The organism is Thalassobacter sp. (assembly GCF_982993085.1).
In genome coordinates this window covers 1-24354 of record NZ_CEZFMW010000051.1, presented here as the reverse complement: position 1 = coordinate 24354, position 24354 = coordinate 1, and the positions used below count along the sequence as shown (strand labels likewise).

The following is a 24354-nucleotide window of genomic DNA, read 5'->3' as shown; positions in this document are numbered from 1 at the left end:
ATCTGGAGTGCACCATGGCCCGCGTTACGGTTGAAGATTGCGTTGATAAGGTTCCGAACCGGTTTGAACTGGTTATGCTGGCCGCTCATCGCGCCCGCGAAATTGCCGCTGGTGCGTCTATCACCGTGGATCGTGATAACGACAAGAACCCTGTCGTATCCCTGCGCGAGATTGCAGATGAAACGCAGTCCGCTGAGGATCTGCGCGAGCGTCTGATCGAAAGCAACCAGACCCAGATCGAGGTTGATGAGCCCGAAGAAGACAGCATGTCTCTGCTTATGGGCGTCGAAAAAGACGCACCGGCAGATGACGATATGTCCGAGGAAAAGCTGCTGCGCGCTTTGATGGAGGCGCAGGAGCCCCGCTAAGGGCACCTCGTCCTGTTAGCAGATGATCCCAGTAGAGGACCTTCTCGCAAAGGTTCGCGCATATAACCCCAACACGAATGAGCCGCTGATCCGGGCGGCTTATTCTTACGGTTTCGATATGCATAAGGGTCAAACCCGGCAGTCCGGGGAACCCTACTTTTCGCACCCTGTTGAGGTCGCGATGCTGCTCACGGAGCAGCGGCTAGATGACGCCACGATCATCACAGCTTTGCTGCATGATACGATCGAAGATACCCGAACCACGTTCACCGAAATCGCTGAGATGTTTTCGACTGAAATTGCGGTGTTGGTTGATGGCGTAACAAAGCTGACTAACCTTCAGCTTAGCAGCACACAAACCAAGCAAGCTGAGAATTTTCGTAAGCTTTTCATGGCGATGTCCAAAGACTTGCGTGTCATCTTGGTCAAGCTGGCTGACCGTTTGCACAACATGCGCACTATCCGCCACATGGCGGCGCACAAGCAGGCGCAAAAGGCCCATGAGACGATGGATATCTATGCGCCGCTTGCCGGTCGCATGGGGATGCAGTGGATGCGCGAAGAGCTGGAGGACCTGTCGTTCGCCGTTCTTCAGCCTGAGGCGCGCTCCTCCATTATGCGCCGCTTTGTGACGCTTCAAAAAGCCAGCGGCGACGTGATCGCGCGCATCACGCTCGACATTATTAACGAACTGAAAAAGGCTGAGGTCACAGCTGACGTGACTGGTCGCGCCAAACGCCCTTTTTCCATCTGGCGTAAGATGGAGGAAAAAGAACTTGGTTTTTCCCGTCTGTCGGACATCTACGGCTTCCGCGTCATTTGTAACTCCGAGCAGGATTGTTACCGTGCCTTGGGGGTGATCCACCAACGGTGGCGCGCGGTCCCGGGGCGGTTCAAGGATTACATCAGTCAGCCCAAATCTAACGGATATCGTTCGTTGCACACGACTGTTTCGGGGCGTGATGGCAAACGGGTTGAGGTGCAAATCCGTACTCGCGAAATGCACGATGTGGCAGAGGGTGGCGTGGCTGCGCACTGGTCTTATCGTGACGGTCAGCGCGCTGAGAACCGGTTTGCCGTCGACCCCGCCAAATGGCTCGAAACGATCACGGAGCGATTCGAAGCTGCCGAAGACCATGACGAGTTCATGGAACACGTGAAGCTAGAGATGTATTCCGATCAGGTGTTCTGTTTCACACCTAAGGGTGAGGTCGTTGCTTTGCCTAAAGGCGCGACGCCTTTGGATTTTGCCTACGCGATCCACACGCGAATCGGTCACTCCTGCGCCGGAGCCAAGGTTGACGGGATGCGGGTGCCACTATGGACGCGGCTCAAGAATGGTCAAAGTGTTGAGATCACCACCGCCGAAGGGCAAAGCCCGCAGGTGACATGGATCGACATTGTAAAAACCGGGCGCGCCAAGCAAGCCATCCGTCGTGCCCTGCGTGAAGAAGACATTGTGAGGTTCCAGCGTCTGGGGCGCGAATTGATGCGCGTTGCATTGGACCACGTAGGCAAAAAGGCCACCGATAAGGTATTGGAAACCGCCGCGCGTGCGTTCGATCTGCCGAATACTGATGCGCTGTTGGCCAAGGTTGGCGCCACGGACGTATCCGCGCGCAAAGTGGTCGAACGTCTTTACCCTGAACTTGTGGCCAGTGCGCCCGAGGCAGAAGTTGCGCCCAACAAGGCCATTGTTGGTCTCAATCCTGACGACAAATTCACCCGTGGCAGCTGTTGCCAACCCGTGCCGGGTGAACGGATTGTCGGGATTACGTATCGCGGCAGCGGCGTGGTGGTGCACGGCATCGATTGTAAACGCCTTGTGACATATGAGGACCAGCCCGATCGCTGGCTCGACATTCGCTGGGCTGCGGGCCACCATGCCGCCGTGCATGCGGTGACACTGGATCTGACGATCAGCAACGAAGGTGGGGTACTGGGACGTATCTGCACATTGATTGGCGAGCAAAACGCAAATATCTCGGACTTGCGATTCACGGATCGCAAACCGGATTTTTACCGCCTGCTGGTAGACGTGGACGTCCGCGACAGTGAGCATCTGCATGCGGTGATGATGGCAATCGAGACGGACAGCGATGTCGCTGCGCTTCGGCGCGAACGCGATGTCGCCAAGGCGCCGGCCTGAGGGCGGCATAAAGGGGAGGGCCCGGGTGGTCTTCAAACGCAGAGACGCCCGCCCGTGGTGGCGTATCCTCAAAGAGGTGCTTTGGCCCAAAGGTGGCTGGGCGCGTGCGTTTCACTATGTCAAACACCGTCTCCGGCGACTGCCCGATAGCCCACATAAAATCAGCCGGGGTATTCTGGTTGGCGTGTTCACGGCGTTCACGCCCTTCTACGGGTTGCACTTTTTGGTGGCGGCGGTGGGCGCGCGTTTGTTGCAGGGCAATATCCTTGCAGCTTTGCTTGCAACGTTCTTTGGCAACCCTCTGACTTATGTCCCTATCGGGGTAATCTCGCTCCAGACTGGGCATTTCCTGCTAGGCACTGAGTTCGACAAAGAATTTGATGATGGGCTGTTGGCCAAATTCGTCGGCGCTGGCCAAGATCTGCTGCACAATGTCCGTGCACCCTTCTCGGGCGAGGCCGCGGATTGGAGCCATCTGTCCCTGTTCTGGGATGAGGTGTTCTTTCCCTACATGGTTGGTGGCATCATCCCCGGTATCGTGGCTGGGATCATCTGCTATTACATGTGCCTACCGGTAATCACCGCGTATCAAAAACGCCGCCGGGGCATGATTAAGAAAAAGCTAGAAGAGTTGCGCCGCAAGGCTGCCCGTGGCGATCAAACGCGCTAGGTTCGGTCCCAAGGGCGAGCCAGAGAATGAGGGAGTGATCTGATGGAAAAACTGCGTCTTGGTGTGAATATCGATCACGTAGCAACGGTGCGGAACGCGCGCGGCGGTGCCGTGCCCGATCCGGTGCGTGCAGCGCTGTTGGCAGAGCGCGCGGGTGCGGATGGCATCACGGCGCACCTGCGTGAAGACCGCCGCCACATTAAGGATGCCGACATTGGCGCCTTGATGGAGGCTTTGACCATTCCTCTTAATTTTGAGATGGCCGCCACCACCGAAATGCAGGCCATCGCTTTGCACCATAAACCTCATGCGGTGTGCATCGTGCCCGAGCGGCGCGAAGAGCGGACGACCGAGGGCGGGCTTGAGGTTGCGCGGGAAGAAAACCGGCTGGGCGACTATATCGCGCCCCTGCGGGATGCGGGCTGTCGGGTGTCGCTGTTCATCGCTGCGGATGAGGCGCAAATTCGTGCGGCCCACCGCATCGGTGCACCGGTCATTGAGCTCCACACAGGCGCCTATTGCGATGCGGTTGCGGAAGGCCAAGCAAACGAGGCAGCGGCCGAATTGGCTCGGATCACCGAGATGGCGGCTTTTGCGCATGACCTCGGGTTGGAGGTTCACGCGGGCCACGGCCTGACCTACGAAAGCACCCCGCCGATTGCAGCCCTTCCCACCGTGCGGGAGCTGAACATCGGGCATTTTCTGATTGGTGAGTCGATCTTTGTTGGGCTAGAGGCGGCCATGGATCAGATGCGGCACGTGATGGATGCTGCCCGCTCAGGCGCGATCGCTTCCGACTAGACAGCGCCCTGTCACCCGCTAAACACGTGGGCTGAACACACAACAATCCACGGAGCCGGTATGATCCTCGGCATCGGCACTGACCTTGCGAATATTGAGCGCATTCAAGGGACACTGGATCGCTTTGGCGACCGCTTTCGCAATCGTATCTTTACTGCGGATGAACAGCGAAAAGCCGAGAACCGCAAAGATGTCGCTGGCACCTACGCCAAACGTTGGGCCGCGAAGGAAGCGTGTTCTAAGGCGCTGGGCACTGGGTTGCGCATGGGTATCGCGTGGAAGGACATGTCTGTCACGAACCTGCCCACCGGCCAGCCAGTTATGCGGGTCACCGGCTGGGCCAAAGACCGTCTAGACGCCATGACCCCACCCGGTCACAAGGCGATTATTCACGTCACCCTCACGGACGATCACCCTTGGGCGCAAGCGATGGTCGTGATCGAGGCGCGCCCCTCAGATTAAGCGCTAAAACACTCCCGAATGCGCGTGAACGTGGCTCTGCGCGCGGTTGACTCTGGGCAGGCCCCAAGGCAGGACGGTGGCTTGAGTTAGCGCGGGAAAGAGGCCCTATGGCAAGCACGGCGAAAAAAGAGGGCATCGGTGAGACGCTCAGAACGGTTTTTTGGGCTTTGCTCATAGCGGGCGTCTTTAGAACACTGTTTTTTCAGCCTTTCTGGATCCCCTCGGGGTCCATGAAGGATACGCTGCTAATCGGTGATTTCCTGTTCGTGAACAAAATGGCCTATGGCTATTCGCGTCATTCCTGCCCGTTTTCGATGTGCCCATTTTCTGGTCGTATCCTCGGATCAGAGCCTGAGCGCGGAGATGTTATCGTCTTCCGCCATCCCGTGAACGGCGCGGATTTCATCAAGCGTGTTGTGGGTATGCCCGGCGATAAGGTCCAGATGCAGGGCGGCGTGCTCTATATCAACGACGCTGCCGTCAAGCTTGATCCCGTGGCCCCCTTTGTCGAGACGTTTGAACGCCAAGGCTCTGCCGGGCACTTGCCGCGTTGTGCTAACGAACCCGTGGGTTTGGGCGGCCAGTGTGAAAAGAACCGCTTTGTCGAAACTTTGCCCGGGGGTGCGACGCATTCGGTCCTCGATACGTTGACCGGCCGTGGTGATAACACGCCGGCCTTCGTGGTACCTGAGGGTAACTATTTTTTCATGGGTGATAACCGTGATAACTCGCAGGACAGCCGCTTTACGCAGGCGCAGGGCGGGGTTGGGATGGTCCCGTTTGAGTACCTGATCGGCCGTGCGGATCGGGTGATGTTCTCGTCTGCTGGCGACCGGATGATCTATTTCTGGACGTGGCGCGGCGACCGTTTTTATAAGGCGATCGAGTGAAGCTGAGTGCCGAACTGACGGCGTTTCAGGCCCGGATTGGGCACGTCTTTGCTCGTCCTGATTTGTTGGTGCGTGCGATGACGCACTCGTCTATCTCAAGCGCATCGCGCCCTGATAACCAACGGCTTGAGTTCTTGGGGGATCGGGTGCTGGGCTTGGTCATGGCCGAGGCGTTGATGGCCGAGGATAAGGCCGCGTCCGAGGGCCAATTGGCCCCGCGCTACAACGCGCTTGTGCGCAAAGAAACATGCGCTGCCGTTGCCCGCCAAATCGATCTGGGGGCTGTGCTAAAGCTAGGTAAATCCGAGATGGTGACCGGGGGTCGTCGCAAGGATGCGCTGCTTGGCGACGGTATGGAAGCCTTGATTGCAGCCGTCTATCTGGACGGCGGGTTCGAGGCCGCACATGCCTTGGTCCTTCGGCTTTGGGGGGAGCGGGTCGCACAGGTCGAAGAGGACGCGCGCGACCCCAAGACTGCGTTGCAGGAATGGGCGCAGGCGCGTCGCCTACAACCGCCGACATATGCCTTGCTCAAACGTTCTGGACCCGACCACGCGCCGGTTTTCCTGATTGAGGCTCAATTGGATAATGGTGCGCGCGCGCAGGCATCGGCGGGCAGCAAACGTCACGCCGAGCAGGCCGCCGCCAAAGCGCTTTTGGCGCAGATGGAGAAGAATGATGGCTGACACAAAAGCCGGGTTTATCGCCCTCATCGGGGAGCCGAATGCCGGCAAATCAACGCTGCTGAACCGCATGGTGGGGGCCAAAGTGTCCATCGTGACGCACAAGGTCCAGACCACGCGGGCGCGTATTCGCGGTGTCGCGATGGAGGGGCCAAGCCAGCTTGTCTTCGTGGACACGCCCGGCCTGTTCCGCCCGCGCCGTCGCTTGGACCGTGCGATGGTTGCCGCCGCATGGGGTGGTGCTGCGGACGCCGAAATTGTCGTGCTGTTGGTTGAGGCGCACCGAGGCCTCACCGAAGGTGTCGAGGCGATTATCGAGGCTCTTGAGGAGCGCATTTCACCAAACCAAAAGGTGGCGCTTGCGCTCAACAAAATTGACCGCGTCAAGTCTGAGGTCCTGCTGGGCCTGACCGAAAAACTGAACGCCCGCTACCCGTTCGTTGAGACGTTTATGATCTCGGCAGAGAAGGGCCATGGCGTTGACACGCTGCGCGGATGGCTGGCCGAAAACCTACCGGCCGGTCCTTGGCTTTATCCCGAAGATCAGATCGCCGACTTGCCTATGCGGATGATCGCAGCAGAGATGACGCGCGAAAAACTGACCCTGCGTTTGCACCAAGAGCTGCCCTACCAGTTGACGGTTGAGACGACCAATTGGGAAGAGCGTAAAGACGGCTCTGCCCGGATTGACCAGTTGATCTATGTGATCCGTGACGGCCACAAAGGTATCGTTTTGGGCAACAAGGGTGAGACGATCAAAGGCGTCAGTCAATCTGCCCGCCAAGAACTGGAAGAATTCCTTGGTCGCCGCGTTCACCTATTCCTACAGGTCAAAGTCCGGCCCAATTGGCTGGAGGAGTCTGAGCGGTATTCCGAGATGGGCCTTGATTTCAAGGACGGCAATTCTTGACCCGACTGACCTCGGATTTTTGGGTGTCTGCTTATCGCAAGCATCTTGAGATGTTGGATATTCCCTGTTTCGTCGTGGCAAAGGGCCATGCGCAGGCCGGTGCGGTTTTCGTCAAGGTTAACACCCTAGATGGCAATGCATGCGTCTATCAGCGTAGTTTTGACCTGATGACAGGTGCGCGGCAGTGGGTTGAACTGACCCGAGGGGCAGAGGCTGATTGCGACGCTGCACTGTCGCGGCAGCGCGGGTTCGACCCGGATCTATGGGTGCTAGAGGTCGAGGATCGGCAAGGGCGACATCTGTTGGACACGCCACATCTGAACGCCTAACTTCAGGGCATGGATTGGCGCGATCAGGGCATGCTTTTGGCGGTTCGGCCACACGGAGAGAACTCTGTTATTGCAGAGATCTTTACCCGTGGGCACGGGCGTCATTTGGGCGTGATCCGGGGGGGCACATCACGCAAGCTGGCCCCCATTTTGCAGCCGGGGGCGCAATTGGATGTGTCGTGGCGCGCGCGCCTCGAAAGTCACATGGGTAGTTTTACTGCCGAGCCTATCCGCTCTCGCATGGCGGGGGTGCTTAACGACCCTTTGCGGCTGTCGGCACTGTCTAGCCTTTGTGCTACGTCCGCTTTTTGCCTGCCTGAGCGAGAGAATTTGCCAAATTTTCAGGCCGAGACCGAGGCGCTTGCGGACGCGATCCATAGCGGCCAAGGCTGGCTCAGCGCATATATTTTTTGGGAATTGCGCTTGTTGGAGGAAACGGGCTTTGGGTTGGATTTGAACGCCTGCGCCAACGGGGGCGGCGCGAATGATTTGGCCTATGTGTCGCCGCGCACGGGCCGCGCAGTCAGCCGGATGGGTGCAGGCGAATGGGCCGACCGTTTGCTGCCCTTGCCCGAGTGTCTACTGGGTGGCCCCGTCACACTAGATGGCGCGTGCGCAGCGCTGACGCTGACGGGGCATTTCCTGACCCAACATCTTGCGCCGTCGCTGGGCGGGCGTTCGTTTCCCGCAGCCCGTACACGTTTTGTTGAGCAGGTGGCCCGCGCTTAGCCGCGCAGTGCCATTGATTGGTCGCGCGGCTCTGATAGGCTTACGTAAAGGTTAATCAGGAGTGCACCATGCGGTGGATCAAAAGACTGGTGATTGGCGTTTTGGCCTTAGTTGCCTTGGCGGTCGGGGCTTTTTTTGTCGTGCCCACCGAACGGATCGCCCGACTGGCCACGGACCAATTCGAACAAGCGACAGGTCGGGCGTTAACGATCAACGGATCGGTACGTCCCACGGTTTTTCCCAGCCTTGGCGTTCGGATTGAGGACGTCGCATTGGCCAATGCGGATTGGTCGACGCAAGGCCCCATGCTGACGGCAGCACGACTGGATGTCAGCGTTGGGTTAGTGGATCTTTTGGGCGGCGCGGTTTCTGTGGATCGCTTGGAATTGATAGATCCCGTTGTCTTGCTAGAGCGGACCGCTGAAGGACGCGCTAATTGGGACATTGCGCCGACAGCCGCCGTAGCTTCGGGCACGCCTGCACAAGGCGACGACGATGCGACGCTTCCTGAAATATCCCTAGCAGAGGCCCGGATCATCAATGGCACCGTCTCATTCACAGATGCCCAAGCGGATGTGCAGCACCGTATAGAGGCGTTGGATCTGACCATGGCCCTACCGAGCTTGCAAGGCCGGGCTGAAGCCTCAGGCTCCGCCCTTTATAACGGAGCCGACATTAGCTTTGAGACTGCCCTAGATGGCGTCGCGGGCTTGCTAGCCGGGGATTTGACACCCATTGAGGCGCAGGTCGCAGTCGGCGGCACGACGGCCTCTGCCACGGGCAAATTGGGGCTGTCGCCCGTGGGCTTTGAGGGCCAGTTGATCGCACAAAGCGATGAGAGAGCGACACTGTTTGCGGCCCTTGGGCAAACGGTTCCGGACCTGCCCAACGGCTTTGGCCGTAACCAGATATCCATACAAACAGGGCTGACCTTAGCAACGGAAGGCTCGTTGCATTTGCGGGATATGACGTTGGGCCTCGATGGAAACAGCCTGCGCGGCGACGTAGACGTTTTCCCTGGCGAACAACGCCCCAAAATTCTAGCCACCCTTGATAGCCCTGGCCTGGATCTAAGCGCGCTCTCGGCGCAATCCGGCGGTGATGCTGCGCCCAGCACCGCCCCGACCACAAGCAGTGGTTGGAGCACCACCCCCATCGACGTCAGTGCACTGGGTCTTGCGGACGCCGAGATCGTGCTGACAACTGGGGCGATTGGCTTGGGGGATGCTACCCTTGATGCCGTTTCAGCCCGCCTCGTACTGGACCGCGCGCGGGCGGTTATCACGCTTGCGCCTATTCGGGCCTATGGCGGCAGTATTGCTGGTGAGGTCATCGTTAACGGTCGGGGCGGGCTGTCAACGCGTGTGAACCTTGCGCTATCGGGGCTTCAGACCCAGCCATTTCTGACGGAGTTCCTCGATTTTGAGCGGCTGTTGGGACAGGCTGATGCATCGGTGAATGTGCTTGGGGTTGGTGCGTCGATGGCGGACCTGATGAACAGCCTTGAGGGGGCGGGCAACGTATCGGTGGGGCGGGGTGAGATCCTCGGTCTCGATCTCGCGGGGATGATGCGCAACTTTGATCTGAACTTTCAGGGCGAAGGCGCGCGGACGATTTTCGACGGGATCGCAGGTCAGTTTTCGCTGACCCAAGGGGTGTTAAACACAGACGATCTGACGCTTTCTGCCCCTTTGCTTGAGGCGCTGACACAGGGCCAAGTCAATATGGGCAGCCAGAACCTTGATCTAACGGTGGTGCCCGTATTGTTGCAAAACGCTGAAGGGGCGGGAATTTCGGTGCCGCTGCGTATCACGGGACCATGGAGCGCACCGCGCATCCGCCCCGACTTAGAGGCCGCGACACTTCAGCAGCTAAACATTGATGGCGCCGCGATTGAGGATAACGCACGTACTGCGCTGCAACAAAAGCTGGCCGAGGAATTGGACATCACACCCGAAGGCGTCACAGATGGTCAAAGCGTTGAAGACGCCATCAAGGAGCGGGTCGAGGACAAAGTACGCGAGGCCTTGGGTGGGCTTTTCGGCGGCAATTGAGCCAGAGCCAAAATGAAAAAGGCAGGGCCGCATTGCGTGGCCCCGCCTTTTTTATTCAAATGCCGTCTCAGGCTAGCGGCGACGATCGCGCCGCGATGACATCGGTTGGAAGGCCACACCAACGTGGGCTTCACAATAGGGCTTGCCCTGTTGCGAAGGCAGGCCACAGAACCAAAAATCAGGCGTTGCCGGGTCACCGATAGGCCACTTGCATGTCCGCTCTGTCAACTCCATCAAGGTCAGCTTTTTGGCCGACTTTTCGATTTCGTTGACCTTGGCCAAAGCCTCTGGACTGATTTCATTGGCCGATGGCTGTGGCGGCAGGGGTTGGCCCGCTGGCACGATTTGCTTGCGCAAATGCGTGACGTTCGCAGGGCGATCCGCCGACACGGGCACAGCCGCTTCGGTCTTGGGCTCAGGCCGTTTCTCGGGCTGCGGAGCCGCGGCGGGCTTCGACGGCGCGGCCTTAGCTGCGGGCGCAGCCTTTTCTTTTGCAGCCGGTTTGGCAGCCGTACCTTGATTGCGGTTAGACAATCCAAGACGGTGCACCTTGCCGATGACCGCATTGCGGGTCACACCGCCAAGTTCTTTTGCGATCTGACTGGCGCTTTGCCCTTCACCCCACATTTTTTTCAGCAGTTCTACGCGGTCATCTGTCCAGGACATTGCGCCTCTCTCAAATTGGGGGCCGTTGCCCCAAGGATTACGCCATTGTAACTGGAGCACGGCTGGTTACAAGCGCCGGGAACGTTATATGGCAAGGGACAGGGCAAATGACAAGACACGAGATTGGTGATCTGGGCGTCCGTCGGTTCGGAATGGTCAACTGGCTGGGACTATATACGTTGTGTTGGCGTGAAACGCGGCGTTTTCTGGCGGTGTGGACCCAGACACTTTTGGCGCCGCTAATCACGGCGGGCCTATTTTTGTTAATTTTCTCCTTGGCGGTCGGGACACGTCGCGGCGACGTGATGGGCGTGCCGTTCGTACACTTTCTTGCACCCGGCATTTTGATGATGACGGTTATTCAGAACAGCTTTGCCAATGTTTCGTCTTCGATTGTGATCTCAAAGGTTCAGGGCAACATCGTTGACACCCTAATGCCGCCCCTGTCCGCAGGCGAGTTGATGGTTGGCTACCTCGCTGGTGGTATCCTGCGCGGGGCACTTGTGGCGGTCAGCGTGTCGCTCATTCTGTTCCCGATGATTGGGCTCGGTGTGGCGCATCCGCTTTTGGGGCTATTGTACGTTGTTCTTGGCGGAGCTTTCTTGGGTGCCCTTGGTGTCATTGCAGGCGTTTTTGCGAACAAGTTTGACCAAATGGCCGCAATTACCAACTTTATCGTGATGCCGCTTAGTTTTTTGTCGGGCACGTTCTACAGCCTCGATAGCCTACCGCCATTTATGCAAACGCTGAGCCACGCAAATCCGGTATTCTACCTGATCGACGGGGTGCGCTTTGCCACGCTTGGTGTTTCGGACAGCTCGCCTGTTTTGGGGCTGGGCGTGATCCTTTTGGCGTTGGCGGCTGTTACGTCTTTGGGGTGGTGGATGTTCCGGACGGGCTACCGGCTGAAGGCTTAAGCCGCGCCTCACGCCATGCCAAAAGCGCGGCACCGGCGATGATGATACTTGCTCCCAGGACGCTCGTGGCGTCGGGGAGGACGCCAAATAGCGCAGCGTCATAAAGAGCGGCAAACACCAGTGTTAAATAGCTGAATGGCGTAATGAAGCTCGCGTCAGCGCGCGACATTGCGTTCACGAAACACGCCTGTGCGCAGGCCATCAATACGCCCAATCCTGCAAGCGCGGCCCATTGCATCGGGCTGGGGGGTGCCCAAACAAAACTGACGGCGATTGAAGAAATCACAACACCGATCGTATTGTTGATGAATAAGATCGTCAGCGGCCCTTCGCGCCCCGCAAGGCGTTTGATAAAGATTAGCTCTAGCCCCATGATCAAGGCGGCCCCAAGCGCCAGAAACGCGCCCATCTGCAATGCACCTGTTCCAGGACGTAACAAGACGATCGCCCCGATCAGTGCAATAAAGGCTGCGCTCCAACGGACGGGGCCCACACGTTCGCCCAGCAGGGGGATCGCAAGCAGCATGCAAAACACCACGTTCAAAAAGCTTAACGCCGTCGCATCCTGAAGCGGGATTGAGGCCACAGCGGCAAACATCAATGTCACACCTAGCCAGCCACAAGTGGTGCGCGCGAGGTGGAGTTTTAAGTTCGTTGCGCGCAGCTGCGGGCGCAGGACCAACACGACGCTGGTGATTGCGAGCCATGCGAAAATGAACCGCCCATGGCTGATTTGAAGCGGATGCAAAGGCGGGCCGAGCGTTTCGGTCCCCAGCGCCTTGGCCAGCAATGTGGTGGCTGCGATGAAAACCGTGGCCGCGACCATAAAGGCCATGGCCAAAGCGCGGTTTTCAGCGGCCAAGACACCACCGCATGATGGCTTTTTGCGCGTGCAGGCGATTTTCGGCCTCATCGAAGATGACTGAATTCGGGCCATCCATTACTTCAGAGGTGGCTTCCTCATCTCGGTGCGCGGGCAGGCAGTGCATGAACAGGCTGTCGGGTTTCGCATGACGCATCAGCTCGGCGTTGACCTGATAGGGGCGTAGCTGGTTGTGGCGACGTTCGCGCGCGGTCTGGCTGTCATGCATGGAAACCCACGTATCCGTGACGACCAGATCGGCATTCGCAACAGCGCGGAACGGGTCACGCTCGATCTCAATCGTGCTGCCTTTGGCACGGGCTTCATTCAAGAAAACCGCTTCTGGGTCCAGCGTCGAGGGCCCCGAGAACGTCAGATCAAAGCCGAACTGGCCAGCGGCATGGGCAAATGAAGCGAACACGTTGTTCCCATCGCCGCACCACGCCACCTTTTTACCCGTGATAGGACCACGATGTTCCTCAAACGTTAGGATATCCGCCATGATTTGGCAGGGGTGTGTCCGGTTCGTCAGCCCGTTGATCACCGGCACGGTGGCGTGTTCGGCCATTTCAAGCAGGGTGTCTTCTTCAAAGGTGCGGATCATGATCATGTCGACATACCGCGACAGCACACGGGCCGTATCGGCGATGGTTTCGCCGTGCCCAAGCTGCATGTCAGACCCGGACAAAACCATCGTTTCTCCGCCCATCTGGCGCACGCCGACATCAAACGACACGCGGGTCCGGGTCGAGGGCTTTTCAAAGATCAACGCGACCATGTGGTTTTCCAGCGGGCGGTCCGCATCCGGTGTACCCTTGGGCAGGCCCGCGCGTGCGGTTTTCATTGCGCTGGCTTGGTCAAGCATGGCCCGCAGGTCGGCGGGATCAGTTTTGTTGATATCGATAAAATGAGTCATAAGCGTTCTTCGGATCGACGGCGGGGTGGGGCGTGTGGGCCCAATACTCCGCGCTGTGTTTCAATGGTGCGGCGATCAGGCCGCGCTAAGGGCGGTTGCGGTGGCCTCTAGGCGGGTCAACGCCTCGGCGATATCCGCGTCCGTCAGGTTAAGCGCGGGCAACAAGCGCACCACGTTATCGCCGCCGGGAATGACGATCAGTTCAGCGGCGTATGCCGCGTTGACGACATCCATGTTCGGGGCCGCGCATTTCAACCCGATCATAAGGCCCGCGCCGCGAACGGTCTCAAACACGGAAGGATGGGTCGCGACCAAAGCTTCAAGGCCCTGACGCAAGAGCGCGGCCTTGCGGTTTACGTCTGCCAGGAACGCATCGTCAGCGACGGTTTCCATCACGGCATTGCCGACGGCACATCCCAGTGGGTTGCCCCCGTAGGTGGAGCCGTGGGTGCCGGCCGTCATGCCGCTGGCCGCGTTTTCGGTTGCCAATACAGCACCCAGAGGAAAGCCTCCGCCGATGCCTTTGGCCACCATCATGATGTCTGGCGTGATCCCTGCCCATTCATGCGCAAATAGCTTGCCCGTACGACCCATGCCGCACTGCACTTCATCCAGCATCATCAAAACGCCAGTTTCGTCGCATAGATCGCGCAAGCCTTTGAGGCAGGCGTCTGGAATGGGAATAATGCCGCCTTCGCCTTGCACAGGCTCCATCAGGACGCCGGCTACATCGGGGGCGCGCATCGCGGCCTCAAGCGCGTCATGGTCACCGACGGCCAAGTGGATGAACCCCGGCAGCAACGGGCCAAACCCGGCTGTCATCTTTTCCGACCCGGCCGCGGCAATACCCGCAGAGGAACGGCCATGGAATGAGCCAGTAAACGCGATGATTTTGTGCCGCTCAGGTTGGCCTTTGTCGGACCAGTACTTGCGCACCATCTTGACCGCCAACTCGCACGATTCAGTGCCCGAGTTGGTAAAGAATACGGTGTCGGCGAATGTTGCTTCTACCAGCCGTTCAGCCAGCGTTTGTTGCTGTGGGATGTGATAGAGGTTTGATGTGTGCCACAGCGCGCTTGCCTGATCAGTCAGCGCCGCCACAAGGGCAGGGTTTGCATGACCCAGTACATTCACCGCGATGCCTGCGCCCATGTCCAAGAAACGTCGCCCGTCAGCCTCGATCAACCAGCTGCCTTCGCCTTTGACGAAGGTCAGCGGTGCCCGGGAATACGTCGGCAGAACTGCGGGGATCATGGTAGCGCCTCATTTAAAAACAGAGCGAAATCCGTGACCCATAATCCGCGGTGTGTCAATTGGATTGGAATTATTCCAATTGCTGATGCTCAATGCGCACAAAATGGTATGCTTTGGGTGATTTGGGTTGTTGCGTAAGCGTAAACTTACGCAACTTCCTCAAGCTTCACCTGAGGCGTCACACCTAGTGCCGCACACACATCCCGGGTTAGCTCGGGCTTGTTAAGGGTATAGAAGTGCAGGTGATCAACGCCTTCATCCATAAGGGTTGAACACAGCTCTGTTGCATGTGCCAAAGACATCAGTTCCTCACGGCCATCTCTGATTGCGGTTTGGAATGCTGCGTCCAACTCGGGTGGTACCGGTGTGCCGCAGCGCGTGGCGAACCGCTTGGTGCCGGCCCAGTTTTCGATTGGCAAGATGCCCGGGATAATCGGGGCAGAAATTCCTGCATCCGCACATTTATCACGGAACCGCAGGAATGTTTCAGGCTCAAAGAAGAACTGCGTAATAGCCTCGCACGCACCGGCATCGATCTTGGCTTTTAGCCAGAAGATATCGGCCATGTCGTTTTGAGCCTCGGGGTGGCGGTCCGGGTACGCGCCGACACGCAGGTTGAATTTGCCCGTGCTGGATAGAGCTTCAATCAATTCCACGGAGTGGCGAAACCCATCTGGGTGCGCCGTGAACTGGCCGCTACCCTTGGGGGGATCGCCCCGCAGGGCTACGATGTCCGTTACGCCAGCTGCGGCGTATTGGTCCGCAATTTCGAGCGTTTCGGCCCGTGTGGCGTTCACGCATGTCAGGTGTGCGGCGACCCGTAGGCCATAGTGCTTGTGGATCGTGGCCACTGCTTCGTGTGTCAAAGCCCGTGTCGTACCGCCTGCACCATAGGTGACGGATACCATCGTTGGGTCCAGAGGGGCCAATGTGCGCACCGTGTCCCATAGGCGAAACGAAGCCTCCAGTGATTGGGGCGGAAAGAATTCGAATGAGACGGTCGGGGCGGGCATGACGGTTTTGGTCCTTCTTGTGTCGCATCGCGTCTTCGCATATGCCTGCGATTGAATCAAACTCATAACACTCATCATTTACATGAGCCGCACATGCATCTTGAATTTCGACACCTCCGCACGATCAAGGCGATCCACGATTGCGGTGGGCTTTCTGCGGCGGCAGATCGCCTGAACATAACGCAATCTGCCCTATCCCATCAGGTAAAGGGGCTAGAGGATCAGGCCGGGCTGGAGCTATTCGTGCGACGCTCCAAGCCGATGAAGCTATCCCCGGCGGGGATTCGGTTGCTGCGATTGGCTGAACGGGTCCTGCCCGAAATCGAAGCCCTGCAAGAAGAATTCCGTTCCCTGAAGTCAGGTAAAATTGGCCGCCTGCATATCGCGATTGAATGTCATGCTTGTTTTGAATGGCTTTTCCCCGTGCTTGAGGAATTTCGCCGTGCATGGCCCGAAATCGACGTGGACATCCGTCCCGGACTACAGTTTCAGGCGCTCCCCGCACTTGAGCGGGAGGAGGTCGATCTGGTCGTGTCTTCAGACCCCGAAAGCCTGCCCGGCGTCGAATTTCAGCCGCTGTTTGATTATGAACCGGTATTCGTCGCCTCTAGTCAGCATCCTTTGGCGAAGAAAGAATTCATTGAGGCCGAGGATCTGCGCGATGAATTGTTGATCACCTATCCGGTGGAACGTCCGCGTCTGGATGTATTTAGCCAGTTTCTGCGCCCAGCCGGAGTTGAGCCACGGGCAGTTCGGCAGGTGGAACTGACGGCTGTGATCTTGTTGTTGGTCGCCTCCAATCGGGGTGTTGCGGTCCTGCCGGATTGGGTCGTACGTGAGGTGCGCTACAATTCAGACTATGTCACGCGCCCCCTGACCCAAGGTGGCCTGACCCGACGTCTCTATGCCGCGGTACGTACCGCGGATGCGGCCAAACCCTTTATGGCCAATGTCATTCGCCTAATGCGAACGGAGCCCGTAAAATTGCAGCGCGGAGATAAGCCTTGAGCGTAGGCTCTCAGCGGTCTATAGCCCGCGCCTGACCCCCCTGATCCAAGGACCGAGCCCATGCAAGGTAGCGCAAATCTCAATGTGATGATCAAAGCCGCGCGCAAAGCCGGGCGATCGCTGGTAAAGGACTTTCGCGAAGTCGAAGCCCTGACCGTGACGATGAAAGGTGCAGGCGACTTTGTCAGCCGCGCCGACAAGCGGGCCGAGGAGATCATCGAAGAAGAACTGATGGCGGCGCGCCCGTCGTATGGTTTTCTGGGCGAAGAAAGCGGCGAAAAAGAGGGTGAAGACCCAACCCGCCGTTGGATCGTAGACCCGCTCGACGGCACCACGAACTATCTGCACGGGATGCCGCACTGGGCCGTATCTATCGCGCTGGAGCATAAAGGCCAGATCGTCGCGGCCGTGGTCTATGACCCCGCTAAGGACGAAATGTTCTATGCTGAAAAGGGCCAAGGTGCTTGGCTCAATGACAGCCAGCGTCTTCGTGTGACGCAACGGACCAAGATGATTGAAACGGTCTACGCCACGGGCTTGCCCTTTGCTGGTAGTAAGTATTTGCCCGCAGCTCTGTCAGACCTTGGTCGGCTTTTGCCCGTCTGTGCCGGTGTGCGCCGTTGGGGGGCAGCTTCGCTCGACCTCGCGTATGTGGCTGCTGGTCGGTACGACGGCTACTGGGAGCGTGGTCTCAAGATTTGGGACATTGCCGGTGGTGTTCTGTTGGTGCGTGAAGCCGGCGGCCTTGTTGAGCCGATCCGTGCTGAGCAAGATTTGCTCAACGACGGTCACGTGGTCGCGGCAAGTGGCGCAGTGTTTGAAAAGTTTTCGAACATCATCCGCAAGCGGCCTGAGTAAGATTTATTTGGCGTGCTCGCCCGGCTGACCCAACTGAGCGGTTGGTCGGGGCGCCAGCACCTGATGGGCCATGCCTGCGCACAGCAGATAAATGCTGGCGGCAGTAAACACCAAGGCTGCGGTCTGAGGCAGATCAAACCGCACCCAAGTCGCCCAAATTCCCAATATCATCCATAGGTTCGCAATCGGAAGCGTCACCCAGCGCCAACGAACGGTGCGCGTAGGGTGGACAAATTTTAGCGGCATAAACATGGCCAAAGCGAGAGCGACGGTTACAGCAAAGATCAGCCATGCAGGCGGGCTTAGCACAAAGCTGACCAGCGCAACCATGTTCCAACATCCCGGAAACCCAAGAAAGCTTTTGTCGTCAGTTTTCATGCGTGTATCGGCAAAGTACATCGCCGACGCAAAGGGGATCACGATCAGCACGCCCCAACCCAACCATCCGGGCACAAGCCCCGATGCATAAAGCGCATAAGCGGGAATGAAGGCATAGGTCAGATAGTCGATGATTAGGTCCAGCAGCACACCATCATAGCGCGCGGCATGCAGCGTCACGTTATACCGGCGGGCTAGGGGCCCATCGATCCCATCCACGAACAGCGCCACCAGCAGCCACAAAAACATCATCGACCAATTGGCCTCGACGGCTTGTAGCATCGCAAGCATAGCAAAAACGGCCCCAGAGGCCGTGAGAAGGTGCACTGACAGGGCGCGGGCTTTGTCTTTTTTAGCGGACATGTGGCTTAATGACCGATCCACTGCGCCCTGTCTATGGCAACCGGGCCTATTGCGTGGCGGAAACGCGGACCTCTTCGAGCGGGTAGGCAAGGGCGTCTTGGCTTTCCCAACCAACGTGGCAGTCGTGACAGAAAGCTTGTTTGAATTTCAGCGGCTTTCCGTTGGGCTGCACGCCTGAATACAGCCAACCACCTGTATCCGGGGCGTCGTCTAGCCCAACCTTTGTCATGATAAACAACGGACCGACGCGGGCTTTGCCTTCCTTGCCGATTTTGATGGATTCCTTGGCCAATACACCGCCTACGGGAATCTCGACGTCCTCGGATGCGAACCTCAGGTATTCGGGGGCTGCGATGTCATTTGCGAATGTTAGCAAGAATCGCTCACCATGTGCTCCGGCGACGGCGGCGCGCGTGGCTGTCTGGGTCCAGTCGCGATAAGCGGGCGCCACGGGGTCGTCGCCCTTGGTGTAGCCCGTGACCATACGCGCCGACATACAATCATACAGGGCAGTCACGCCCGCTTCATCCAAATCCCAGTGATCGCCCTCAATCACGCAGGTGTCTGCGGCATGGGCGGTACCTGCGATGCAGATCACCGCGCTGGCGGCAATAAATGTCCTAATCATAGTCTGTCCCTTACGATTTGATTGAATGTGTCTTTGCAGACAAGCATGCAATTAAAGCCCGTGCACATCACCTCTGCGCACGATGGCGTGAGGGTGCTCGCATGTTTAGGGACAGCCGCTAGGCGCTACCCTGCCCGTGGGGATGGGCCTTGGCATAAACTTCCATCAGTCGGGCGGTATCGACTGCGGTATAGGCTTGCGTTGTGCTGAGTGAAGCATGGCCAAGTAATTCTTGGATCGCACGCAGGTCACCGCCTGCTTCGAGCAGATGTGTCGCAAAGCTGTGTCGCAGCGCGTGTGGGGTTGCGGTTGCAGGCAGGCCCAACTGCATCCGGACCGAGGCCACGACCCCCGATATGGCCCGCGCTGATAGCGGCCCGCCTCGTGCCCCACGGAACAGCGGTGTATCAGCCGCCAAATCATGTGGGCAGTCGCGGACATAGTCGTTCACCGCGTCGCGCGCGACAGGTAAAACTGGGACGATCCGCTCTTTGCCGCCTTTGCCTTTGATGCGCAAAACTTCGGGTAACGGTACGCTTGCCCCGGTCAGGCTTAGAGCCTCCGATATGCGCAGCCCACACCCGTACAGCAGCGTAACCACAGCCATATCCCGCGCTGCGATCCACGGCGTTGTGTTTTGGACGCCAACGGTGTCGAGCATGGCTTTGGCTGCGTCGGGCGACAAAGGTCGGGGCAATTTTTTGCGGAACTTTGGCGCGCGCGTGGCCAAGACTGCCGTGGGTTCATGGCCCTCCCGCTCCCCCAACCAGCGGTAAAAGGTTTTTACAGCCGAAAGAGAGCGTGCGAGCGACCGGGCCGCAACACCGCGCCCGCGCGCATGTGCCATCCACGCCCGCATGTCGCTTTGGGTTATTCGCAAAAGGGGGCCAAGCCCGTCAGCGGCCCCTTTGTGCCCTGTCATGAACGACAAAAAGTCGAGCACATCGGTTTGATAGGCCCGAAGGGTATTTTCGGCGGCGTTGTCAAGGGCGCGAATGTGATCAAGCCAATTGGCAAGCGCATCACGCGCTGCGGGGCTGATCGACAGGCTCACGCCAAATGCTGGCGCATCGTCCGTTCGAACACGCCAGTGAAGAAAGACAACAGGTCCGTCCCTTGATTGCTGCGGAATTGGTTGGGATCTTCTGCGCCCATGGCCAAAAGGCCCGGCAATCGCCCCGGCCCAAGGTCCAGCTTTAGCAACGCTTCGGAGCGAATGTATTCCGCATCCGGCCCGTAGACCGAAGCGTTCGCAGTGCCAACGTCTCGCAGGGTGACCTGCCGCTGTGGCATATCTCGTCCTGCCGTGAGGTAATTCGCGATAAAGCCGGGTGCGACGATGCTTAGCAAATCAGACACAGCGGATGGGGGAGCGACAGCCGCGTCGCGGGCCTCGGGGCTTTCGAGTACAAGGCGAATGCGATCTACCCGCAGAATATCCATCACCTCACCGCCGAGGCTTTGCAGAAACGGCTCAAACTCGGCGTGATCCAGCAATTTCAGGATTGCGCGGTGAACTTGATTGGTACCAGCGAGGTTTTCATATGCAGCGGCGATCACGCTGCGGTGCGTGTCTTCTAACCGATCCAGTCGGGTTTCCAGCCGCTCCATGGCAAGACCGCGCATATCAACGATGTTACCCCCCAATTGCCGCTCATTGGCAGCAATCAGGGCGCGCATCACGTCGCGGTCTTCCAATATCACATCGGGATCGGACAATACGATCGTGCGCCAATCCTTGTTGGCGCTGGCCTGCTCTGACATCTGCTCTCCGGTCTTTCGCCGTGAATTTGAGAGCAGTTATAGCATGTCAGACGATTTTCTGGCCAGTCTTTTCCCAGTCCTTCATGAATGCGGCAAGGCCCGCGTCCGTCAGGGGGTGCTTGATCATCGACTTGATCACGGCAGGGGGGGCTGTGGCCACATCGGCGCCTACGAGGGCTGCGTCTTTCATGTGGTTGGCCGAGCGGATGGACGCTGCAAGGATCTGCGTGTCAAAGCCGAAGTTGTCGTAGATCGTGCGGATGTCTTCGATCAGCTCCATGCCGTCGATGTTGATGTCATCCAAACGCCCGATGAATGGCGAGATGAATGTGGCACCAGCTTTTGCCGCCAGGAGTGCTTGGTTGGCCGAAAAGCAGAGCGTGACGTTGACCATGTGGCCGGCATCCGAGAACACTTTGCATGCCTTGAGACCATCCCATGTCAGTGGCACCTTGATCGCGATGTTTTCGGCGATCTCGGCCAGCTTCAGGCCTTCTTTGATCATGTCTTCGGCTTCTGTCGCGACGACCTCGGCGCTCACAGGGCCTTCGACCAATGCACAGATCTCACGCGTGACTTCGATGATGTCGCGGCCTGATTTCATGATCAGAGAGGGGTTGGTGGTGACGCCGTCGACCATGCCCAGGTCGTTCAGCTCTGCGATGGCGTCAATCTCGGCGGTATCTACGAAGAATTTCATGGGCGCGCTTCCTTCTTTCAAGGGCGGTGGTATGATTTGCGCACACTCCTAGCGAAATACGCGCTGAGATACACCCCCGGTTTTGCGAAAGGACCACCTTATGCCTCTCGATCTTTGGCTTGCGTTCGTTGTGGCCTCAACGGTGCTGTGCATCATCCCGGGTCCAACGGTGCTGTTGGTGGTCAGCTACGCGCTAAGCCAAGGGCGTAGGGTTGCGGTTGCCTCTGCGGGGGGCGTTGCTTTGGGCGATTTGGTTGCGATGACTGCGTCGCTGGTGGGGCTTGGGGCGCTGGTTCTTGCATCAGCTACGCTGTTCACGGTGCTGAAATGGATTGGGGCGGCCTATTTGGTCTTTCTGGGGGTGAAGCTGTTTATGTCAGCGGCCGAAGCTGCGCCCGGCGCGCTTGAAGCCCCGGGCCGCGCCCGGCCCGCAGAGATTTTTGGCCATGCGGCGGCGGTTACGGCGCTGAACCCGAAATCTATCGCGTTCTTCATCGCGTTTGTGCCGCAGTTCATGCGTCCCGAGGCACCATTGCTGCCGCAGTTTGTCATTCTGATCGCGACCTTTGTGGGTATCGGTTTCCTGAATGCGCTTTTGTACGCCTTGCTTGCGGATCGGATGCGGGTGGCAATCGCGCGCCCGTCGGTGTTGCGAGGGCTGACGCGGCTCGGTGGGGCGACGCTTGTGGCGATGGGCGTGGCCACGGCCGCACTGCGCCGCGCCTAGAGGATGGATACGCCCGATTTCTTTCCCGCCGGCACGCTTATTGGCGTGCTGACGACCCAGCCGCTGGACCGTGTGTTGGACTACAAAGCCCCCGAGGGAGGCTGCTGGCTGGGTGCATTTATCGAGGTGCCCTTGGGGCCGCGCAAAGTGCTGGGCGTTGTCTGGGGGGCGGGGCGTGGTGACTGGGATATCGCCAAGGTGCGCGCCGCGATCCGGGTGTTGGAGGCCGCACCCATGCGCGCCGAGCTGCGCGCATTCATCGAAAAGGCGGCAAGCTACACGTTAACCTCACTGCCCGCGATGTTGCGGCTGGCCACCCGTGTTCCGGGCCTCAGCAACCCGGTATCCATGCAAAAGGTCTATCGTTTGGGTGACCTCACGCCGGATAGGATGACCGCCCCGCGCGAAAAAGTCTTGGCAGTTCTTGAGGAATACGGGGGGCTTTCCTTTACGCTAAGCGAATTGGCCGAACACGCTGGCGTCACGTCCTCGGTTATCAAAGGCCTTGTGAAACAAGGCGCCGTGCGGGAGGAAGACACGCCACGCGACGCGGCCTATGTGCCGCTTGATCCCAGCCTGCCCAGCAAGTCGCTGGCCCCGGATCAGGCCTCAGCCGCCGAGGCGCTGGCCGTCGCTGCCCGATCCGGCACCTATGGCACGACCTTGCTCAAGGGGGTGACCGGGTCAGGCAAGACCGAAGTATACCTAGAGGCCGTGGCTGCCTGTCTGGCCCAAGGACGACAGGCGTTGGTGCTGCTGCCTGAAATCGCACTGACGGCTGAATTCCTCACCCGGGTAGAGGAACGATTCGGTGCCAAACCTGCCGAATGGCACTCAGGCGTAACTATGACGGAACGCCGTCGCTGTTGGCGGATGGTGGGCGAGGGTGGCGCGCAATTCGTGGTGGGGGCGCGGTCTGCGCTGTTCCTGCCGTTTCGGGATTTGGGGTTGATCGTGGTGGATGAAGAGCACGACACGTCATACAAACAAGAAGACGGGGTACTCTATAACGCCCGCGATATGGCTGTCTTGCGCGCGTCGCTGTGCAGCGCGCAAGTGGTTTTGGCCTCGGCCACGCCTTCGCTCGAAACTTGGGCGAACGCGGAGGCCGGAAAATACACGCGGCTTGATTTGACGTCCCGGTTTGGGGATGCTGTCATGCCCGAAATGCGTGCCATTGATATGCGAAGCGAGGATTTGCCCGGTGGGCGCTGGGTGTCGCCCACGCTGCAAAGCGCGATCCAAGCGCGGATTGATGCCGGTGAGCAGGCGCTGATTTTCCTTAACCGCCGGGGCTATGCGCCGGTAACATTGTGCCGTGCGTGCGGGCAACAAGTGGCCTGCACGCAATGCGATGCACGCATGGTTGAGCACCGATTCCTAAAGCGGCTGATGTGCCATCAATGCGGTGAAAGCACACCTATTCCGACAGCTTGCCCATCGTGTGAGGCCGAGGATCGGCTGGCTCCCGTTGGCCCAGGTGTTGAACGAATGGCCGAAGAAGCCGCTGAGTTGTTTCCCGATGCGCGGCTTGCGGTGCTCAGCTCAGATTTGTTCAGCTCCGCCCGGGCGCTTAAGGCGCAGATCGAAGACATCGCTAATGGTGGCGCGGATCTGATCATCGGCACACAGCTGGTGGCCAAGGGGCACAACTTTCCGCTGCTGACGCTGGTGGGGGTGATCGATGCGGATTTGGGCCTGCAAGGCTCAGACCTGCGCGCAGCTGAGCGGACGTTTCAGTTGATGCGTCAGGTTGCGGGCCGCGCTGGGCGGTCATCGCGGCGCGGCACGGCGTTGCTGCAAACATTTCAGCCAGAGCACCCCGTAATCCGCGCCATCCTGACAGGCGACGAAGAAGCGTTTTGGGGGGCCGAAGCCGCTGAGCGGCGCGAAGCCGGAATGCCGCCCTTTGGTCGCATGGCGGGGGTCGTGATCTCGGACCCCGATCCGCAGGTCGCGTTTGATGTGGGCACTGCATTGGCGCGCAATGCGGGGCCGCTTCACGCGCTGGGCGCGGCCGTTTACGGGCCAGCACCCGCACCGATTTCGCGTATTCGCGGACGACATCGGGTGCGGCTGTTGGTCAAGGCGGCCAAGGGTACGCCGCTCCAGTCGGCGCTGTCGCAGTGGGTTGGCGCGCTAAAATTGCCACCCTCATTGCGTCTTTCAATCGATATCGACCCGCAAAGCTTCTATTGACCTGCGTGCCCTTTCCAAGGCCCGCGCGGCTCGCTAAACCCGCAATAACCTCATCT

The 24354-nt window shown here is 58.9% G+C and carries 26 protein-coding genes; 16 read left to right on the top strand and 10 right to left on the bottom strand.

The genetic code is table 11. The features are described 5' to 3' along the window. The first annotated feature begins 14 nt into the window (after positions 1-14). From rpoZ to AC4GMC_RS09685, 11 genes are all read left to right on the top strand, one after another. Complete coding sequence (gene rpoZ / locus AC4GMC_RS09735; protein ID WP_487878027.1) at positions 15-368, top strand: DNA-directed RNA polymerase subunit omega; 354 nt, start codon at positions 15-17, stop codon at positions 366-368. Between the two features lie 22 nt (positions 369-390). Continuing rightward, positions 391-2517 (top strand): RelA/SpoT family protein, encoded by a 2127-nt coding sequence (locus AC4GMC_RS09730; protein WP_487878971.1) that lies wholly within the window; start codon positions 391-393, stop codon positions 2515-2517. Positions 2518-2542: 25 nt separating this feature from the next. Then, positions 2543-3187: a DUF2062 domain-containing protein gene (locus AC4GMC_RS09725; protein WP_038007803.1), complete on the top strand. Its 645-nt coding sequence runs from the start codon at positions 2543-2545 to the stop codon at positions 3185-3187. Between the two features lie 42 nt (positions 3188-3229). After that, on the top strand, positions 3230-3988 hold the full coding sequence (locus AC4GMC_RS09720; RefSeq protein WP_487878500.1) for a pyridoxine 5'-phosphate synthase: 759 nt from the start codon (positions 3230-3232) through the stop codon (positions 3986-3988). Between the two features lie 60 nt (positions 3989-4048). Continuing rightward, entirely contained in the window at positions 4049-4450 is a 402-nt protein-coding gene (gene acpS, locus AC4GMC_RS09715) for a holo-ACP synthase (RefSeq protein ID WP_487878499.1), read from the top strand. Between the two features lie 107 nt (positions 4451-4557). Continuing rightward, positions 4558-5340, top strand: coding sequence for a signal peptidase I (gene lepB / locus AC4GMC_RS09710; protein WP_487878498.1), 783 nt, complete (start codon positions 4558-4560; stop codon positions 5338-5340). Continuing rightward, positions 5337-6026, top strand: a complete 690-nt coding sequence (rnc, locus tag AC4GMC_RS09705) for a ribonuclease III (RefSeq protein ID WP_487878497.1) — start codon at positions 5337-5339, stop codon at positions 6024-6026. Before lepB ends, rnc begins: the two co-directional genes overlap by 4 nt. After that, complete coding sequence (era, locus tag AC4GMC_RS09700) at positions 6019-6933, top strand: GTPase Era (protein ID WP_487878335.1); 915 nt, start codon at positions 6019-6021, stop codon at positions 6931-6933. The genes rnc and era overlap by 8 nt, the downstream gene beginning before the upstream one ends. Further along, entirely contained in the window at positions 6930-7262 is a 333-nt protein-coding gene (locus AC4GMC_RS09695) for a DUF1491 family protein (RefSeq protein ID WP_487878334.1), read from the top strand. Before era ends, AC4GMC_RS09695 begins: the two co-directional genes overlap by 4 nt. 9 nt (positions 7263-7271) lie before the next feature. After that, positions 7272-7991, top strand: a complete 720-nt coding sequence (gene recO / locus AC4GMC_RS09690) for a DNA repair protein RecO (protein ID WP_487878333.1) — start codon at positions 7272-7274, stop codon at positions 7989-7991. A gap of 68 nt (positions 7992-8059) precedes the next feature. Further along, the gene (locus AC4GMC_RS09685; protein ID WP_487878332.1) at positions 8060-10045 is read left to right on the top strand and encodes an AsmA family protein; all 1986 of its coding nucleotides are present in this window, start codon (positions 8060-8062) and stop codon (positions 10043-10045) included. 72 nt (positions 10046-10117) lie between these two features. Here the strand turns inward: AC4GMC_RS09685 and AC4GMC_RS09680 are convergent, their stop codons facing one another. Continuing rightward, entirely contained in the window at positions 10118-10711 is a 594-nt protein-coding gene (locus tag AC4GMC_RS09680) for a GcrA family cell cycle regulator (RefSeq protein ID WP_487878970.1), read from the bottom strand. Positions 10712-10818: 107 nt separating this feature from the next. Between AC4GMC_RS09680 and AC4GMC_RS09675 the strand changes: the two genes are divergently transcribed. After that, a complete protein-coding gene (locus AC4GMC_RS09675; RefSeq protein ID WP_487878969.1) occupies positions 10819-11628 on the top strand; it encodes an ABC transporter permease in 810 nt (269 codons plus the stop codon). Here AC4GMC_RS09675 and AC4GMC_RS09670 read toward each other — a convergent pair. The 4 genes from AC4GMC_RS09670 to metF form a co-directional block, all read right to left on the bottom strand. Next, entirely contained in the window at positions 11576-12463 is an 888-nt protein-coding gene (locus AC4GMC_RS09670) for a DMT family transporter (protein ID WP_487878325.1), read from the bottom strand. The two genes, AC4GMC_RS09675 and AC4GMC_RS09670, sit on opposite strands and share 53 nt — an antisense overlap. Positions 12464-12479: 16 nt before the next feature. Next, positions 12480-13406, bottom strand: coding sequence for an ornithine carbamoyltransferase (gene argF / locus AC4GMC_RS09665; protein ID WP_487878323.1), 927 nt, complete (start codon positions 13404-13406; stop codon positions 12480-12482). A gap of 75 nt (positions 13407-13481) precedes the next feature. Beyond that, positions 13482-14660, bottom strand: coding sequence for an acetylornithine transaminase (locus AC4GMC_RS09660; protein WP_487878324.1), 1179 nt, complete (start codon positions 14658-14660; stop codon positions 13482-13484). A gap of 146 nt (positions 14661-14806) precedes the next feature. Then, a complete protein-coding gene (gene metF, locus AC4GMC_RS09655; protein ID WP_487878326.1) occupies positions 14807-15673 on the bottom strand; it encodes a methylenetetrahydrofolate reductase [NAD(P)H] in 867 nt (288 codons plus the stop codon). Between the two features lie 93 nt (positions 15674-15766). On the opposite strand from metF, the gene AC4GMC_RS09650 reads away from it, so the two are divergent. Further along, complete coding sequence (locus AC4GMC_RS09650; RefSeq protein ID WP_487878617.1) at positions 15767-16681, top strand: LysR family transcriptional regulator; 915 nt, start codon at positions 15767-15769, stop codon at positions 16679-16681. Positions 16682-16741: 60 nt separating this feature from the next. Continuing rightward, a complete protein-coding gene (locus AC4GMC_RS09645) occupies positions 16742-17539 on the top strand; it encodes an inositol monophosphatase family protein (protein ID WP_038007832.1) in 798 nt (265 codons plus the stop codon). 3 nt (positions 17540-17542) lie between these two features. Here AC4GMC_RS09645 and AC4GMC_RS09640 read toward each other — a convergent pair whose 3' ends face one another. The 5 genes from AC4GMC_RS09640 to fsa form a co-directional block, all read right to left on the bottom strand. Continuing rightward, positions 17543-18280, bottom strand: coding sequence for a CDP-alcohol phosphatidyltransferase family protein (locus AC4GMC_RS09640; protein WP_487878618.1), 738 nt, complete (start codon positions 18278-18280; stop codon positions 17543-17545). A gap of 46 nt (positions 18281-18326) precedes the next feature. Further along, positions 18327-18908 carry a cytochrome P460 family protein gene (locus tag AC4GMC_RS09635; protein ID WP_487878913.1) on the bottom strand — a complete coding sequence of 194 codons (582 nt, stop codon included), beginning with the start codon at positions 18906-18908 and terminating at the stop codon, positions 18327-18329. 118 nt (positions 18909-19026) lie between these two features. Continuing rightward, entirely contained in the window at positions 19027-19962 is a 936-nt protein-coding gene (locus AC4GMC_RS09630; RefSeq protein WP_487878914.1) for a tyrosine recombinase XerC, read from the bottom strand. Then, positions 19959-20672: a DUF484 family protein gene (locus AC4GMC_RS09625; protein WP_487878915.1), complete on the bottom strand. Its 714-nt coding sequence runs from the start codon at positions 20670-20672 to the stop codon at positions 19959-19961. Before AC4GMC_RS09625 ends, AC4GMC_RS09630 begins: the two co-directional genes overlap by 4 nt. A gap of 46 nt (positions 20673-20718) precedes the next feature. Next, a complete protein-coding gene (fsa, locus tag AC4GMC_RS09620; protein WP_038007841.1) occupies positions 20719-21372 on the bottom strand; it encodes a fructose-6-phosphate aldolase in 654 nt (217 codons plus the stop codon). Between the two features lie 100 nt (positions 21373-21472). On the opposite strand from fsa, the gene AC4GMC_RS09615 reads away from it, so the two are divergent. Together AC4GMC_RS09615 and AC4GMC_RS09610 are read left to right on the top strand one after the other, a co-directional pair. Beyond that, positions 21473-22099, top strand: coding sequence for a LysE family translocator (locus AC4GMC_RS09615; protein ID WP_487877076.1), 627 nt, complete (start codon positions 21473-21475; stop codon positions 22097-22099). Between the two features lie 3 nt (positions 22100-22102). Further along, positions 22103-24298, top strand: a complete 2196-nt coding sequence (locus tag AC4GMC_RS09610; RefSeq protein WP_487877068.1) for a primosomal protein N' — start codon at positions 22103-22105, stop codon at positions 24296-24298. The last annotated feature ends 56 nt before the right edge of the window (positions 24299-24354 follow it).

Coding starts and splice junctions, on each gene's coding strand:
- AC4GMC_RS09610 (WP_487877068.1), top strand. CDS start 22,103: ATGGATACGCCCGATTTCTTTCCCGCCGGCACGCTTATTGGCGTGCTG.
- fsa (WP_038007841.1), bottom strand. CDS start 21,372: ATGAAATTCTTCGTAGATACCGCCGAGATTGACGCCATCGCAGAGCTG.
- AC4GMC_RS09720 (WP_487878500.1), top strand. CDS start 3,230: ATGGAAAAACTGCGTCTTGGTGTGAATATCGATCACGTAGCAACGGTG.
- acpS (WP_487878499.1), top strand. CDS start 4,049: ATGATCCTCGGCATCGGCACTGACCTTGCGAATATTGAGCGCATTCAA.
- AC4GMC_RS09680 (WP_487878970.1), bottom strand. CDS start 10,711: ATGTCCTGGACAGATGACCGCGTAGAACTGCTGAAAAAAATGTGGGGT.
- AC4GMC_RS09685 (WP_487878332.1), top strand. CDS start 8,060: ATGCGGTGGATCAAAAGACTGGTGATTGGCGTTTTGGCCTTAGTTGCC.
- lepB (WP_487878498.1), top strand. CDS start 4,558: ATGGCAAGCACGGCGAAAAAAGAGGGCATCGGTGAGACGCTCAGAACG.
- metF (WP_487878326.1), bottom strand. CDS start 15,673: ATGCCCGCCCCGACCGTCTCATTCGAATTCTTTCCGCCCCAATCACTG.
- AC4GMC_RS09635 (WP_487878913.1), bottom strand. CDS start 18,908: ATGATTAGGACATTTATTGCCGCCAGCGCGGTGATCTGCATCGCAGGT.
- AC4GMC_RS09625 (WP_487878915.1), bottom strand. CDS start 20,672: ATGTCAGAGCAGGCCAGCGCCAACAAGGATTGGCGCACGATCGTATTG.
- AC4GMC_RS09615 (WP_487877076.1), top strand. CDS start 21,473: ATGCCTCTCGATCTTTGGCTTGCGTTCGTTGTGGCCTCAACGGTGCTG.
- AC4GMC_RS09645 (WP_038007832.1), top strand. CDS start 16,742: ATGCAAGGTAGCGCAAATCTCAATGTGATGATCAAAGCCGCGCGCAAA.
- AC4GMC_RS09660 (WP_487878324.1), bottom strand. CDS start 14,660: ATGATCCCCGCAGTTCTGCCGACGTATTCCCGGGCACCGCTGACCTTC.
- recO (WP_487878333.1), top strand. CDS start 7,272: ATGGATTGGCGCGATCAGGGCATGCTTTTGGCGGTTCGGCCACACGGA.
- AC4GMC_RS09730 (WP_487878971.1), top strand. CDS start 391: ATGATCCCAGTAGAGGACCTTCTCGCAAAGGTTCGCGCATATAACCCC.
- rpoZ (WP_487878027.1), top strand. CDS start 15: ATGGCCCGCGTTACGGTTGAAGATTGCGTTGATAAGGTTCCGAACCGG.
- AC4GMC_RS09675 (WP_487878969.1), top strand. CDS start 10,819: ATGACAAGACACGAGATTGGTGATCTGGGCGTCCGTCGGTTCGGAATG.
- era (WP_487878335.1), top strand. CDS start 6,019: ATGGCTGACACAAAAGCCGGGTTTATCGCCCTCATCGGGGAGCCGAAT.
- AC4GMC_RS09670 (WP_487878325.1), bottom strand. CDS start 12,463: ATGGCCTTTATGGTCGCGGCCACGGTTTTCATCGCAGCCACCACATTG.
- argF (WP_487878323.1), bottom strand. CDS start 13,406: ATGACTCATTTTATCGATATCAACAAAACTGATCCCGCCGACCTGCGG.
- AC4GMC_RS09640 (WP_487878618.1), bottom strand. CDS start 18,280: ATGTCCGCTAAAAAAGACAAAGCCCGCGCCCTGTCAGTGCACCTTCTC.
- AC4GMC_RS09650 (WP_487878617.1), top strand. CDS start 15,767: ATGCATCTTGAATTTCGACACCTCCGCACGATCAAGGCGATCCACGAT.